Below are 13,505 nucleotides of genomic sequence, written 5' to 3' on the forward strand. Positions count from 1 at the left end.
CCGACGCCCCCGGGCGGGTGAGAACCTGTCAGAACTTGTCGCGCGGCCCGGCGTTTACCCGGGCTCCCCGCGACCTACTCTCAAAGTATGGGCGGGCCTGGCGACCCACCGGAGGGGACACCCGAGGGCGCTCCCGGAGGTGGCGAGGACGAGTACCGATCCGTCGTGTTCGACGAATCGTTCGTCCGTGCTGCCCGCCTCCAGGAGTTCTCCGCCGAGGAGCGGATGGCCGACCACGCGCCCGCCGTGCGCCGCCGCCCGCCCCTGCACCGCGGTCTCACCCGCCAGCTGCTCGCCCTGTTCGTCCTGGTCGCCTTCGCCTTCGGCACCGCGATCTACATGGGCGTCCGCCACCCCTACCAGAGCCCGTCCGCACGCCGGCCCGTCGAGCCGCTGCGGATGACGGTCATCCCGCTCGCCCCGCAGATCGCCGTCCCCGGCACGGCCGACACCGACGCCCTGTACGACCACAGCCCGGCCGCCCAGTTCCGCCTCGGCGCCGAGGGCATCACGCTGCCCGCCTCCCGGCGCACCGCCCACTTCTCCGACAGCCAGGTCGTCACCGCGCTGACCACGGCCAAGGACTACATCGTGCGGTCCTCGCTCTACCCGGAGGTCCTCACCGGGGACCAGGTGCGCCCGGCGCGGGTGCTGGTCGACCCCGACCAGCTGGACCAGTTCGACGAGAGCTTCTCCCACCCGACGGCGGACGGACGGCACGCCCCGACCGGCTGGCTGGTCCGCTTCGACCCGGCCCGCGTGGAACTCGCCGACCGCAAGGTGCGGGTCCAGGGCACGCTCCAGGCCGCCGAGACCGACGCGGCCACCCTCGAGGTGACCGCCGACCACACCTTCGTCTACGCCCTGCGCCCCGCCGGTGCCGACCGCAGGGCCGCGGCCTCCCTGTTCACCGTCCGCCGGGAGCTGCACTTCCGCTTCGACCGCGAGGACCTGCGCCTGCACCAGACGCAGCTGATCGTCTCCTACGTGCAGGCCGGCCCGCTGTCCTGCACCGACGACTCCACCCACCACCTGCGGCCGCTGCTGGCCGGCCAGACCGCCAGGACCGGCGGCCCGGCCGGCACGGACCCCTACGCCACCGGCGGCGCCACGGCCCTGTGCGGCACCCTGGCGACGAGCGCCCAGCCGAAGGTGTGAGCCCTGCCCGGGCCGCTCCCGCGCGCCCGGCCCGGACGGGACCCGACAACGAGGCCGGCCCGGCCGGGGGCCGGATGGTCTGCCTGCTCCGGCTGGTCCGCGCTCAGTCCTCGTCGCGCGGCGGCGCGTCGGCCGGCGGCTCCTCCGTCGTGGTCCCGTTCCTGGACGGCTGGTCCTTCGGCGAGCCGGCGGCGAAGCCGCTGAAGCCCCGGCGGACCCGGCCGCCCAGGTCGCCCGCACCGCCCGCGAGGTCCGTGACCAGCTTCATCAGCGGGTCCTTGGACGACTTCACGTGCGTGGCGTAGTGGTTGGCCGACTCCCGGAAGGAGTCCGTGACCGACGTGTCCTTGTCCTCGCTGCGCCGCGGGTAGTGCCCGTCCATCAGCCGCTGGTAGTCGCGGGACTCGGCCCACTTCTTCAGCTCGGCGGCCCGCACCGTGGTGAAGGGGTGCGAGCGCGGCAGGACGTTCAGGATCTTGAGCACCGAGTCGCGCAGGTCGCCCCCGGCCTCGTACTCCTCGGCCTGCTTGAGGAACGCGTCCACGTTCATCTCGTGCAGGTGGTTGCCGCCCGCGATCTTCATCAGGCCGCGCATCGACGCCTGCAGGTCCTGCCCGACGAGCAGACCGGCCCGGTCCGCGGACAGCTCCGACTTGCGGAACCACTCCCGCAGCGCCGTCACGATCGCCATGATCGCGAGGTTGCCCAGCGGGATCCAGGCCACCCGCACCGCCAGCGTGGTCAGGAACAGCAGGATCGTGCGGTACACCGAGTGCCCCGACAGCGCGTGCCCCACCTCGTGGCCGACGACCGCCCGCATCTCCTCCTCGTCGAGCAGCTCGACGAGGCCCGTGGTGACCACGATGATCGGCTCGTCCAGGCCGATGCACATGGCGTTCGGCCGCGGGTCCTGGGTCACGTACATCGGCGGGACCTTCTCCAGATCCAGGATGTAGCAGGCGTCCCGCAGCATGTCGTTCAGGTGGGCGAACTGCTGGTCCGACACCCGCACCGAGTCGGACAGGAACAGCAGCCGCAGGCTCCGCTCGGGCAGCAGCCCGCTGAGCGCCTTGAACACCGTGTCGAAGCCGCTCAGCTTGCGCAGCGCGACCAGCGCGGACCGGTCGGCCGGGTGCTCGTACGCGCGGGAGGAGATCCCCGGGAACCGCCTGCGCTGCCTGCTCGGCACCTTCTCGTGCCCGCTCTGCTGGTGACCGTCGTCGGACATGTCTTCCCCCATGCGCGTGAGAGTGGCCTTTGCGGACCCTTGTACGGCCCTTTGCGCCCCCGAAGCAGGGCCCAGCGTAGGCGGAGTTACGGTGGACGGGCACTACATCGAAGGAGTCCCGCCGTCATGGAGCACCACCCCGCCGCCACCTGGCTCACCGAGGCCGCGACCGCAGCTCAGCAACAGGGCACGGGGAACCTGCTCCGGATCGTCCTCGTCGTGATGATCCTCGGCTGTGCGCTGACCGCGTGGTTCCTGCTGCGGGGCTACAAGCGGAAGGACGACTGAGCGCCGGCGAAGGTTCCCCTTCGGTGGAGTCGGGGTGATCGCCGTACGGGCCGCCGCTTACGATGGGCCGACGTCTTTATCCCGCCCACACCGGATAGGTCCTGCCGAAGATGAGCTTCCACAGCACCGCAGCCCAGTTGGTCACCCTTGCCGCCGAGGGCGAGGAGCACGGCGGCAACCACGAGAGCCTCAGCCCCTACCTCACCGGTGGCAGCGCCTTCTTCATCCTGCTGCTCCTGCTGTGGATCACCACCCGATTCAACCGCGACCGCTGAGGCACCGAAGGGTCGTGACGGGGCACTGCGGGCCTCCTCCCGCCGGAGCCCCCAGCTCGGGCCGGTAGGGTCTGCACGCATGGGAGAGCAGGACATGCCTACCGGCCCGTCGAACCCCGGCAAGCGCCGCCTCGGCGTGATGGGCGGAACGTTCGACCCGATCCACCACGGGCACCTGGTGGCGGCCAGCGAGGTCGCCGCCCAGTTCCACCTGGACGAGGTCGTCTTCGTCCCGACCGGACAGCCCTGGCAGAAGAGCCACCGCGCGGTCTCCCCGGCCGAGGACCGCTACCTGATGACGGTCATCGCGACCGCCGAGAACCCGCAGTTCTCGGTGAGCCGCATCGACATCGACCGCGGCGGCCCCACCTACACCGTGGACACCCTGCGTGACCTGCGCGCCCTGAACCCGGACACGGACCTGTTCTTCATCACCGGCGCCGACGCGCTCGGCCAGATCCTCACCTGGCGGGACTCCGAGGAACTGTTCTCCCTCGCGCACTTCATCGGCGTGACCCGTCCCGGGCACAACCTCGCCGACCCCGGCCTGCCGGAGGGCGGCGTCTCGCTCGTGGAGGTTCCCGCACTCGCCATCTCCTCCACGGACTGCCGTGCGAGGGTCGCCAAGGGCGACCCCGTCTGGTATCTGGTGCCCGACGGAGTCGTGCGCTACATCGACAAGCGCGAGCTGTACCGCGGCCAGTGAGCCGAGAGGGGTACCGGTGAACGACCGATACGACGCGGGGTACGGGGGCGACCCGTACGAGCTCGTGGGCTACGACGAGTTCGGCCAGCCGGTCTACCGGCCGGTGCCGCCCCGGCAGGACCCGTCCCAGCAGGTCCCGCAGCAGCAGTCCTACGACCCGTACGCCCAGCAGCAGCCCTACGGCTACGACCAGCAGGGCTACCCGCAGCAGGGCGGCCAGGGCGGCTACGACCGGCAGGACGGCCGGGGCTACGACCAGCACGGCGGCCAGGGCTACGACCAGCAGGGCTACGACCAGCAGGGCTACGACCAGCAGGGCTACGGCTACGACCCCTACGCCACCGGCCGGCAGGACCCCACCCCCTCCTACGAGCCGTACGACACCGGCCGGCAGGACCCCGTCGGCCACGACTCCTACGGCACCGCCCCGCAGCAGTCCGCGCCCACCCCGCCGTACGACCCCTACGGGCAGGGCGCGACCAGCGGACGGCAGCCCCGGGCCGAGTCGCGCGTCGCCGAGCAGACCGCCTACATCCCGCAGCAGGCCGGCCCCGCCGCCGACGAGGACGCCCAGCGTCCGCAGGACGCCGACGCACCCCAACGCGAGTACCACACCGAGCAGTTCGCCTTCGTCGAGGACCCCGACGCCGAGTCCGAGGACGTCATCGACTGGCTGAACTTCACCGAGAACCGCACCGAGCGCCGCGAGGAGGCCAAGCGACGCGCCCGCAGCCGGCTCGTCGCCCTCGTCGTGGCCCTCGCGCTGGTCGCCGTCGGCGGCGTCGGCTACCTCTGGTACGCCGGGAAGCTGCCCGGGCTGTCGTCCTCGTCCGACAAGAAGTCCGGCACCACCGCGGCCCCCGCCGCCCAGAAGCGCGACGTGATCGCGCTCCACCTGCACGACACCTCGGGCGGCGGGACCGCCACGGCCCTGCTCGTCGACAACACCACCACCCGGCAGGGCACCACTGTCCTGCTGCCCAACTCCCTGGTGCTGACCGACGACGACGGCACCACCACGACCCTCGCCAAGTCCGTCGACGACGACGGCTCCTCCGGCACCCGCGAGGCGCTGGACACCGTCCTCGGCACCGACATCCAGGGCACCTGGCGCCTGGACACGCCCTACCTGCAGAACCTCGTCGACCTGGTCGGCAACATCGAGATCGACACCGACACCGACGTCCCCGACCCGGCCGCCAAGAAGAAGGGCGCCGCCCCCCTCGTCCACAAGGGCGGCAACCAGACCCTCAGCGGCAAGATGGCCGTCGCCTACGCCACCTACCGCGCCGAGGGCGAGGCCCAGAACGCCCAGCTGCAGCGGTTCGGCCAGGTCATGCAGGGCGTGCTGCGCAAGATCTCCTCCGACGCGCAGGCGGCGACGGTCACCGTGCAGACCCTGGCCCAGATCCTCGACCCCTCGCTCACCGACAAGGACCTCGGCACCTTCCTCGCGAAGCTCGCCGACCTCGCCAAGGGCGGCGACTACAAGACCGCCGTCCTCCCGGTGCAGGCCGACGGCACGCTGAGCGCCGAAGCCAGCGCCAGCGTGGTCAAGGACGTCCTCGGCGGCACCGCGAAGAGCCCCGACCGGGACGCCGCGGTCAGCGTCTCCGTGCAGAACGCCAGCGGCCGAAAGGCCGACACCGAGGACGCGCGCGTGGTGCTCCTCAACGGCGGCTTCACCTTCGTGGAGGCCGGTACGGCCGCCACGGACCGGGCCACCTCGAAGGTGCTCTACGCGGACGCCGCCGACAAGGAGAACGCCACCGAGGTCGCCAAGACCCTGGGCCTGCCCGCCGGCGTCGTGGCGAAGGGCACCGTCCCCGGCAACGCGGACGTGGCGGTCGTCCTCGGCGGGGACTACGAGCCCTCGTCGTCCTAGGACGGACCGGACGGCTGGGGGGCCGGGGTAATCGCGTGGAAGGCGTGGGCGGTCATGAGACCCTTGGAGTCCAGTGACCGCCTACGGAAAGCCACGCAGTGACCGCCACGGACCGCTCTCTCGAACTCATCAACACGGCCGCCCAGGCGGCCGCCGACAAGCTCGCGCACGACATCATCGCCTACGACGTCAGTGACGTGCTGTCGATCACGGACGCCTTCCTCCTCGCCTCCGCCCCCAACGACCGCCAGGTCAAGTCGATCGTGGACGAGATCGAGGAGCGGCTCCTGAAGGACCTCGGCGCCAAGCCGGTGCGCCGCGAGGGCGACCGCGAGGCCCGCTGGGTCCTGCTCGACTACGTCGACATCGTCGTCCACGTCCAGCACAGCGAGGAGCGCGTCTTCTACGCCCTGGAGCGGCTGTGGAAGGACTGCCCCGAGCTCGACCTGCCCGAGGACGCCCGCGCGACCCGCGGCAAGGCGGAGGAGCACGCCAAGCTCCAGGCCGCCGAGGACGCCGACCGGCCGGGCGGTGAGTGGTGATGAGCGCCACGGGTGAGGTGAGCGACCGCAAGGGCCGGGGCCGCCGCGTCATCCTGTGGCGCCACGGCCAGACCGCCTGGAACGTGGAGCGCCGCTTCCAGGGCACCACCGACGTCGCGCTGACCGAGACCGGCGTGGCCCAGGCCCGCCGGGCGGCCCGGCTGCTGGCCTCCCTCGGGCCCGACGCGATCGTCTCCTCGGACCTGTCGCGTGCCGCGCACACGGCCGCCGAGCTGGCCGCGCTGACCGGCCTGGAGGTGACCCACGACGAGGCGCTGCGCGAGACGTACGCGGGCGTGTGGCAGGGGCTCACCCACGAGGAGATCGTCGCCCGGCACGGCGAGGAGTACGCCGCGTGGAAGCGCGGCGAGCCGGTGCGCCGCGGCGGCGGTGAGCTGGAGACCGAGGTGGCCGACCGCGCCGCCCCCGTCGTGCTGCGGCACGCCGAGAAGCTGCCCGACGACGGCACCCTCGTGGTGGTCAGCCACGGCGGCACCATCCGCACCACCATCGGCCGGCTGCTCGGCCTCGACGCGCACAGTTGGGAGAGCCTGGGCGGCCTGTCCAACTGCTGCTGGTCGGTCCTCGGCGAGGGCGCCCGCGGCTGGCGCCTGCTCGAGCACAACGCCGGTACGCTGCCCGAGCCGGTCCTCGGTGACGACGACTGAGCGGCCCGTGGCGGCGACGGGCCCGGATTTCACTTTCCGGCAGGTCACAGGCTAAAGTTCTTCTTGTTCGCCCGCCGAGCGGGAAGAACGAGGGGCTATAGCTCAGTTGGTAGAGCGCCTGCATGGCATGCAGGAGGTCAGGAGTTCAATTCTCCTTAGCTCCACAGATCGACCGGATCGACGCTCTGTTGAGTTGTCAAAGATCGGTGGTCGAAGATCGACACATGAGCATCCCGTCCCGGCAGGGGCGGGATTTTTTCATTGCCCCGCCCGCGCCTGGCCCTCCTGGCGCGCCCCGCCGCACAGGCGCCGCAGCAGGTCCGTGCGCCGCTCGGTCTCCTCGTCGTCCGGCGTGTAGACGACGATCCGGCACTCGGGCATCCCGTCGACCGACAGCGACAGGGACGTCATCCGCAGTTCGCCCACCGTCGCGTGCCGGAAGACCTTCAGGCGGCGGTCCCGGTTCGCCACGTCACCCGCCTGCCACAGCCGCGCGAACTCCGGGCTCGCCGCCGACAGCCGGGATATGAACTCCTCCCAGGACGGCTCCCCGGCGTGCAGTCCGTACGCCGCCCGCAGGGTCGCCACCATCATCGGCAGCTCCGTCTCCCGGAACATCAGCGGGCAGCGCTCCTCCGGCACGGTGAACAGCGTCCACAGCGCGTTCCTCGGGGTGCTGAGGTCGCCGCCGTCCAGGAAGAGGTCGCGGTAGACCTGGTTGGCGGCCAGGATGTCGTAGCGCGCGTTGTAGACCACCGCCGGGCGCGGCACGAGCGCGTCGACGACCCCCCGGACCTCTGGCCCCACGCTCTGGGCCGGCGGCCCCTGCACCGGTGTGTACGGCACCTCCGCCAGGTGGTACAGGTGCTCCCGCTCGGGCGCGTCCAGCCGCAGCGTGCGCGCCACGGCGTCCAGGACCTGCGCCGAGGCGTTGATCGGCCGGCCCTGCTCCAGCCACGTGTACCAGGTCACCCCCACGCCCGAGAGCTGGGCGACCTCCTCGCGGCGCAGGCCCGGCGTGCGCCGCCGGAACCCCGGTGGCATCCCCACGTCCGCCGGCGTCACCCTCGCCCGCCTGCCGCGCAGGAAGGCCGCCAGCTCCGTCCGGCGCCGCTGTGTCGTCCGCATCGCCACGCCCCCCGTCGCCGCGTCCCGCATCGGTACGGCACTCATCGTCCCGTCCGCCACGTCCCCCATCGCCACGTCCCCCATCGTCACGTCCCCCATGGTCGAAGCCCTTCCCCATTCCTGCCAGGTGCTGTCAGTACCAGCATCGGCGGGCACTCGGCACCCGTATCGAGGTCTCGTCACGCTCGACGGCATGACGACCACACCCCGAACGGGCCCCGTTCCGGCGCCCGCTCCGATCGCTACTCACAGTGAACACCCCACCACTGACAACGGCCCCCGGCGGCTCCTCGCCGTCGTGCTCGCGGCCCAGTTCATGGCCCTGCTCGACGTCTTCATCGTGAACGTCGCCGCTCCCACCATCGGTTCCGACCTGCACGCCTCCGGCGCCGACCTGCAACTCGTCGTGGCCGGCTACGCCATCGCCTACTCCGTGCTGCTGATCACCGGGGCCCGGCTCGGCGACCGGTTCGGGCACGGCCGGGTCCACCTCGTCGGGCTCGCCCTGTTCACCACGGCCTCGCTGGCCTGCGGCCTGGCCCAGGGCGTCACCGAGCTGATCGTCTTCCGGCTGGTGCAGGGCGCCGGCTCGGCGGTGATGATCCCGCAGGTGCTCAGCCTGATCCAGCGGTCCTTCACCGGTGAGGCCCGGATGCGGGCGCTGGGCGCCTACTCGGCGGTCCTGGCCGTCGGCGCGGCGGCCGGGCAGGTGGTGGGCGGCCTGCTGGTCAGCGCCGACCTGCTGGGCACCGGCTGGCGGCCGGTGTTCCTGGTCAACGTGCCCGTGGGCCTGGTCCTGCTGGTCCTCGGCCGCAGCGTGCTGCCGCGGGGCGGCGGCGTCGAGTCGGCGCGCGGCCTGGACGGCCCCGGCCTGGTCCTGCTCGGCGCGGCCGTGTCCCTGGTCACCGTGCCGCTCGTGCTCGGCCAGGAGGAGGACTGGCCGCTGTGGTCCTGGCTGTCCATGGCGGCCGGCGCGGTCGTCTTCGCGCTGTTCTGCCGGTACGAGGCCCGGCTGGCCCGGCGCGGCGGCGCCCCGCTGATCGCACCCCGGGTGCTGCGCCACCCCGGCATGGGGCTGGCCGTGATGCGCATCGGCGCGGTCATGGCGGTCAACGGCGGCTTCCTCTTCGTGCTCACCCTGCACGTCCAGGGCGGCCTGGGCTACAGCGCGCTGCGCGCCGGCCTGACCTTCGCGCCGACCGCCGCCGTGTTCGGTGTGGTCGGGCTCACCTGGCGCCGCTGGCCCGCGGTCTGCCAACGCGTCCTGATCCCCGCCGGGTTCACCCTCACCGCACTGTCCGTGGCCGGCGTCGGCCTCGCCCTGCGCCACGGCAGCCACGGCGGCGCCTGGGTCTACCTCGCCTACACGGGCGTCGGAGCGGGGCTCGCGCTCGCCTTCAGTCCGACGCTGACCCGGGCCCTGGCCGGGGTGCGGCCCGAGGACGCCGCCGACGCCAGCGGACTGCTCGCCACGGTGACGCAGCTCGGCCAGCTGATCGGTGTCGCGGCCTTCGGCACACTGTTCTTCGACCGGCTTGAGTCACTCGGGGCCCGGCAGGCGTATACCTCTTCGGACGCGCTGATGACCTGCATGTCCGCGCTCGCGGCGACGGCCGCCCTGGGTGCCCTCGCCGGACTGGTACTGAGGCGTCGCTGACCGTATCGGCCCGGCCGTGGCAGAATCAAACGGCCGGAAGGGGGCGCGGCCCGACGGGAGGGAGTAGCGATGCCTGCGAGCATCCTCGAGGAGGGCGGTCACCTCCTCGACGCGGGACCGACACGGGACACGGTCACGCGGCTCAGCTGCCCCTCCTGCGGTTCCGCCCACGTGGCCCAGGTTCTCGGGGACAACGGCGGTGTCTCGTACGTGTGCACGTCCTGCGGCCACAGCTGGAGCTGATCGATGGGTGCACACAGGCGGAAGTGCGACTGGTGCGGGAGCGGCAACCCGATCGTCCGGGACATGGAGCCGGTCAATCCCGACTACCAGTACTGGTGCGAGGAATGCGCGCGGGCGCTGATCATAAAAGGCGACCCCATCGAGACGTACCGCGAACTCGAGGGGGAGCCGATCTACGGACGCCTCCTGGAGGAGCACTGCACGCTCAAGCGCTTCTACTCGTTCGTGACGGCCTAGCCGGCCGCGCGAACAGGGAGAGCCGGGTGGTCCGGGCCCGGCGAAACCGATTTGGTGTTCCACCCCCCGGACCGTGTAATGTTGGCGTCGCCGCCGGGGAGACCGGGCGGACAAGCCGGGAACGCGGTTCGGCCGCGCGGCACAAGGGGCTATAGCTCAGTTGGTAGAGCGCCTGCATGGCATGCAGGAGGTCAGGAGTTCAATTCTCCTTAGCTCCACAGTGGGTGAAGGCGGGTCATCGTGAGATGGCCCGCCTTCGTCGTCTCCGCACGCGTACGCGCGCACGCGTGGCCGGCCGGGAACGACGGCGGGCCGCTCCCCGGACAGGAGCGGCCCGCCGTACGCGCGCGTGGCGCGTCAGCGGCCCAGGGCGCGTCGGCCGCGGCCCTGGGAGAGGACGGGGAGGTTGCGGGCCGGCGCCTGTCCGCGGGTGTCCTCCTCGATGCGCAGGGCGAGCGCCGGGCAACGGCGCACCGCGCGCAGCGCCTTGGCCTCGGCGTAGCGCGGCACCTTGGCCTGGGCGACCGTGGGGAAGCCGTCGGCGCCCAGCTGGAAGACCTCCGGCAGGATGTCGGCGCACAGGCCGTGGCCGCGGCACAGCGTCCAGTCCACGAAGATCTTCTGACGGCTGGGGCCGTTCTCCTCGGACTCGGCGCCGCCCGGGAGGCCCGTGGGTGCCCTGCCCCCCTCGAAGAGCGGCAGGACGCCCTCCACGGGCCGTCCGCAGCCGTTCCCGAGGACGTGGGCGGCCAGGTCGTCGGTGAAGGCCTTGATCGTCGACTCCAGGAACATCGCGGAGCCGTCGGGGTGGGAGCACGCGCCGCGCCGCTTGACGTTCTTGGCGACCTGCTTGAGCGCTTCGAGGGCGGCGGGACCGCCGCCGTTGATGATGTCCTCCATGCCGCGCGCGGCGGCCGGCAGGCCCAGGTAGCAGGGGCCGCACTGGCCCGCGCTCTCCTCCGCCAGCCACTGCGCCACGCGCAGCGACTCGCCGAGCGGGCAGGTCTCCTGGCTGATCGGCAGGATGGCGCCGGCGCCCAGCGAACCGCCCACCGCCTCCAGGGAGTTGCGGGAGATCACCGCCTCGTTGACGGTGGCCGCGTCGATCCACTTGCCGTGGTAGCCGCCGGTCAGCACGCCCTGGGGGACCGGCGGGGCACCGGCGAGCTGCAGGACGTAGCGCAGCGGCACGCCCGTGGGGACCTCGATCACCATGGGCCGGGCGACGGCCCCCGAGACGGTCAGCATCACGGTGCCCGGCTCGTCGTACAGGCCGGTGTTGCCGTAGCGCTCGGGGCCGATGCGGGCGGCGATGGCGAGCTGCGCGAACGTCTCGGCGTTGGACAGCAGGGTCGGCGCGCCGCCCACGCCGTTCTGTGAGGCGCTGGTCTTGCGGCCGGGCGGGATGGCGGGGCCGCCGTCGATCGAGCGGACCAGCGACGCGGCGGCCCCGGTGACCATGCGCACCGGGTTGCGCTGCACGAAGGCGCGCAGCGCGGAGCGACGGGTGTTGCTCAGGCCCCGCTCGGCGAGCGCCGCCTCCATGGAGCGCTGGGTGGACTCACGGGTGACCCCCACCACGAGCGTGCGGGCACCGAGCGCCTCGGCGCACAGCAGGGCGCCGTCCAGGATGAGGTGCGGGGCACGGTTGATGAGCACCGTGTCCTTGCGGCAGGCCGGTTCGTCCTCACTGCCGTTGATGACGACGACCGGCCGGACGCCGCGCTTGATCGCCGCGTCGGCGACGGACCGCAGCTTCTTGTGGAAGGGGAAGCCCGCCCCGCCGCGGCCCCTGAGGTTGATGCGTTCGGCGAGCTGGGCGAGTTTCTCGCCGCCGATCGGTTCGAGCGGCCCGTGCACCTTCAGGTGCATGGGCAGGTCGAGTCGTTCCACAAGGTCGAAGCCCGACGTGAGTTGCGGAAGGCCGACCACGCGGACTTCCGGGACGTCGGGCAGGGCCTCGTTCACCTATAGCCTCCGGAAGGCGTGTTCCAAGGTTCGCCCGAACCCGGCGCGTCGAAGGACGCCCCGGGGGATGGTTCATTGGCGGGACCGCTGTTGTACGTGTCATTCGTGTTGTACGTGCCGTACCGGGTGTTCGTCTCACCGGTGTCGTACATGTCACTTCCGCCGTATCCGGCCGTGCCCGGATTGCCGTAGACCGGGATGGTGTATCCGGTGTCCTGGAGCGGGTCGTACGCCGACGGGGGCGCCTCGCCGACCGGCGGCGGGGACGGGACCGGCCAGCTGCCGGAGGTGCTGCCGCCGGAGTCGACCCGCGGGACCGCCTCCGTGGCCTGCAGGTCGAAGGGCACGTCCATGCGGGCCGTCTGGTCGGCGTACGACTGCTGCCCGCGCGGGGGCGTGGCCACCGCGCGGTAGGCGGCCGCGAAGCCGTCCGCCGGTCCCGGGTCGGGGGTGCCGAACAGTGACGACGCCGAGGGCCCCACGCGCGTGGACGCCGTGTCGGCGCGGCCGGAGCGGTCCCCGCGCCCGGATCGCTCGGCGCGACCGCCGCGGCTCTCGTAGCCGGGCAGGGCGGAGCCGCTCTCGGCGGCCCGGGCGCGGCTGTCCTGCAGCTCCTCGCGCGCGGAGCGCTCCTCGCTGCCGATCACCGCGGCGATGCGGTCGGCCACCCGGCGCTTGAACGGGCGCGGGGCGGCGCGCAGGGCGAGCGCGCCGATGACGCCGACCAGGCACAGCTCGTAGGCGAACATGAAGAACGGCTTGGCGGCGCGGCCCGCGAACAGGCCGTGGATCAGCGCGGCGCACAGGGCGGGGTAGGCCAGCATGTGCATCGCGCGCCAGCGCGCCGCCACGGGGGCGGGCGAGGCGAACTGGTTGCGCAGCGCGCCGGTGACACCGACGAAGACCATGAGCAGGGCCGCCAGGGAGCCCAGGCCGATGAGTCCGCCGCTGCCCTGGACCCCCAGGCTGAACGGGATCAGCGCGGCGATCAGGACGGTGTGCTCCAGGGTCAGCTTGATGGTGATGTGGATCAGGAGGAACGCGATCGAGGCGACCGCGGTCACCCGGTGGATGCCCTGCGCCACGATCCGCTGGCGCGTGTTGAGGATGAGCCGGTCCTGCGCGACGAGTCCCCAGATCACCGACGAGGTGAGGCTGACCAGGGACAGCACGCCCGCCCCGAAGTCGAGGAATCGCTGGAGCCAGTCGCCTCCGAGGAGGACGACCACGGGTATGAGCAACAGGACGACAGCCGTCGCCACCCCGTAGGCCGATCGGCCCGGCCTGGGGAGCGAGGTGGTGTTACGACGAGGGTTCATGGGGGCAACTCCGAAGCGGTTCGGGAAAGCGGTCCCGCTGCCGAACTGTAAGTGGCGCCATACCGATCAGTAGGAGGTTTGAGTCATTGGATTGTCATCCACAGGCGGCGCGCCGTTTCTGATGTCCTTTAGCGGCTGTTACGCGAAGTAATCCGTGACCTGGGTCCAGCAGTCCTCCCCGAGAGCGACGTGTCTCCCAGGCA

At 72.0% G+C, this 13,505-nt stretch carries 14 protein-coding genes and 2 tRNA genes; 12 read left to right on the top strand and 4 right to left on the bottom strand.

All coding sequences use genetic code 11. From position 1 onward, the window contains the following. The first annotated feature begins 87 nt into the window (after nt 1-87). Nucleotides 88-1,158, top strand: coding sequence for an SCO2583 family membrane protein (locus AQJ30_RS32805; RefSeq protein WP_067241175.1), 1,071 nt, complete (start codon nt 88-90; stop codon nt 1,156-1,158). Nucleotides 1,159-1,261: 103 nt separating this feature from the next. Here AQJ30_RS32805 and AQJ30_RS32810 read toward each other — a convergent pair whose 3' ends face one another. Further along, nucleotides 1,262-2,386 carry a M48 family metallopeptidase gene (locus tag AQJ30_RS32810; RefSeq protein WP_067241176.1) on the bottom strand — a complete coding sequence of 375 codons (1,125 nt, stop codon included), beginning with the start codon at nt 2,384-2,386 and terminating at the stop codon, nt 1,262-1,264. A gap of 126 nt (nt 2,387-2,512) precedes the next feature. Between AQJ30_RS32810 and AQJ30_RS38840 the strand changes: the two genes are divergently transcribed. The 7 genes from AQJ30_RS38840 (at nt 2,513) to AQJ30_RS32835 (ending at nt 6,914) form a co-directional block, all read left to right on the top strand. Beyond that, nucleotides 2,513-2,674 carry a hypothetical protein gene (locus AQJ30_RS38840; protein ID WP_169808511.1) on the top strand — a complete coding sequence of 54 codons (162 nt, stop codon included), beginning with the start codon at nt 2,513-2,515 and terminating at the stop codon, nt 2,672-2,674. A gap of 110 nt (nt 2,675-2,784) precedes the next feature. Next, a complete protein-coding gene (locus tag AQJ30_RS38845; protein ID WP_168218103.1) occupies nt 2,785-2,949 on the top strand; it encodes a hypothetical protein in 165 nt (54 codons plus the stop codon). A 79-nt stretch (nt 2,950-3,028) separates the two neighbouring features. Then, nucleotides 3,029-3,655, top strand: coding sequence for a nicotinate-nucleotide adenylyltransferase (gene nadD, locus AQJ30_RS32815; RefSeq protein WP_067241178.1), 627 nt, complete (start codon nt 3,029-3,031; stop codon nt 3,653-3,655). A 16-nt stretch (nt 3,656-3,671) separates the two neighbouring features. Continuing rightward, on the top strand, nt 3,672-5,540 hold the full coding sequence (locus AQJ30_RS32820) for an LCP family protein (RefSeq protein WP_067241180.1): 1,869 nt from the start codon (nt 3,672-3,674) through the stop codon (nt 5,538-5,540). 98 nt (nt 5,541-5,638) lie between these two features. Next, nucleotides 5,639-6,082 (top strand): ribosome silencing factor, encoded by a 444-nt coding sequence (rsfS, locus tag AQJ30_RS32825; protein ID WP_067241181.1) that lies wholly within the window; start codon nt 5,639-5,641, stop codon nt 6,080-6,082. Next, nucleotides 6,082-6,750: a histidine phosphatase family protein gene (locus AQJ30_RS32830; protein WP_211279146.1), complete on the top strand. Its 669-nt coding sequence runs from the start codon at nt 6,082-6,084 to the stop codon at nt 6,748-6,750. Before rsfS ends, AQJ30_RS32830 begins: the two co-directional genes overlap by 1 nt. A gap of 91 nt (nt 6,751-6,841) precedes the next feature. Beyond that, nucleotides 6,842-6,914 (top strand) — tRNA-Ala (locus tag AQJ30_RS32835). Nucleotides 6,915-7,008: 94 nt separating this feature from the next. Here AQJ30_RS32835 and AQJ30_RS32840 read toward each other — a convergent pair. Beyond that, the gene (locus AQJ30_RS32840; protein ID WP_067241339.1) at nt 7,009-7,878 is read right to left on the bottom strand and encodes a helix-turn-helix transcriptional regulator; all 870 of its coding nucleotides are present in this window, start codon (nt 7,876-7,878) and stop codon (nt 7,009-7,011) included. 298 nt (nt 7,879-8,176) lie between these two features. On the opposite strand from AQJ30_RS32840, the gene AQJ30_RS32845 reads away from it, so the two are divergent. The 4 genes from AQJ30_RS32845 (at nt 8,177) to AQJ30_RS32855 (ending at nt 10,233) form a co-directional block, all read left to right on the top strand. Continuing rightward, nucleotides 8,177-9,535 carry an MFS transporter gene (locus AQJ30_RS32845; protein ID WP_245727241.1) on the top strand — a complete coding sequence of 453 codons (1,359 nt, stop codon included), beginning with the start codon at nt 8,177-8,179 and terminating at the stop codon, nt 9,533-9,535. Nucleotides 9,536-9,604: 69 nt separating this feature from the next. Further along, nucleotides 9,605-9,778 (top strand): hypothetical protein, encoded by a 174-nt coding sequence (locus AQJ30_RS38200; RefSeq protein ID WP_107119756.1) that lies wholly within the window; start codon nt 9,605-9,607, stop codon nt 9,776-9,778. Between the two features lie 3 nt (nt 9,779-9,781). Then, nucleotides 9,782-10,015, top strand: coding sequence for a hypothetical protein (locus tag AQJ30_RS32850; RefSeq protein ID WP_067241185.1), 234 nt, complete (start codon nt 9,782-9,784; stop codon nt 10,013-10,015). A gap of 145 nt (nt 10,016-10,160) precedes the next feature. After that, a tRNA-Ala gene (locus AQJ30_RS32855) sits at nt 10,161-10,233 on the top strand. Nucleotides 10,234-10,372: 139 nt separating this feature from the next. Here AQJ30_RS32855 and AQJ30_RS32860 read toward each other — a convergent pair. Both AQJ30_RS32860 and AQJ30_RS32865 read right to left on the bottom strand, forming a co-directional pair. Next, nucleotides 10,373-11,983, bottom strand: coding sequence for an NADH-quinone oxidoreductase subunit NuoF family protein (locus tag AQJ30_RS32860; protein ID WP_067241187.1), 1,611 nt, complete (start codon nt 11,981-11,983; stop codon nt 10,373-10,375). Continuing rightward, nucleotides 11,980-13,302 carry a ferric reductase-like transmembrane domain-containing protein gene (locus AQJ30_RS32865; RefSeq protein WP_211279147.1) on the bottom strand — a complete coding sequence of 441 codons (1,323 nt, stop codon included), beginning with the start codon at nt 13,300-13,302 and terminating at the stop codon, nt 11,980-11,982. Before AQJ30_RS32865 ends, AQJ30_RS32860 begins: the two co-directional genes overlap by 4 nt. Nucleotides 13,303-13,505: the final 203 nt, after the last annotated feature.

This window comes from Streptomyces longwoodensis, from assembly GCF_001514125.1.
In the GTDB taxonomy this organism is placed as follows: Bacteria; Actinomycetota; Actinomycetes; order Streptomycetales; family Streptomycetaceae; genus Streptomyces; species Streptomyces longwoodensis.

Coding starts and splice junctions, on each gene's coding strand:
- AQJ30_RS32805 (WP_067241175.1), top strand. CDS start 88: ATGGGCGGGCCTGGCGACCCACCGGAGGGGACACCCGAGGGCGCTCCC.
- AQJ30_RS32810 (WP_067241176.1), bottom strand. CDS start 2,386: ATGTCCGACGACGGTCACCAGCAGAGCGGGCACGAGAAGGTGCCGAGC.
- AQJ30_RS38840 (WP_169808511.1), top strand. CDS start 2,513: ATGGAGCACCACCCCGCCGCCACCTGGCTCACCGAGGCCGCGACCGCA.
- AQJ30_RS38845 (WP_168218103.1), top strand. CDS start 2,785: ATGAGCTTCCACAGCACCGCAGCCCAGTTGGTCACCCTTGCCGCCGAG.
- nadD (WP_067241178.1), top strand. CDS start 3,029: ATGGGAGAGCAGGACATGCCTACCGGCCCGTCGAACCCCGGCAAGCGC.
- AQJ30_RS32830 (WP_211279146.1), top strand. CDS start 6,082: ATGAGCGCCACGGGTGAGGTGAGCGACCGCAAGGGCCGGGGCCGCCGC.
- AQJ30_RS32840 (WP_067241339.1), bottom strand. CDS start 7,878: ATGCGGACGACACAGCGGCGCCGGACGGAGCTGGCGGCCTTCCTGCGC.
- AQJ30_RS38200 (WP_107119756.1), top strand. CDS start 9,605: ATGCCTGCGAGCATCCTCGAGGAGGGCGGTCACCTCCTCGACGCGGGA.
- AQJ30_RS32850 (WP_067241185.1), top strand. CDS start 9,782: ATGGGTGCACACAGGCGGAAGTGCGACTGGTGCGGGAGCGGCAACCCG.
- AQJ30_RS32865 (WP_211279147.1), bottom strand. CDS start 13,302: ATGAACCCTCGTCGTAACACCACCTCGCTCCCCAGGCCGGGCCGATCG.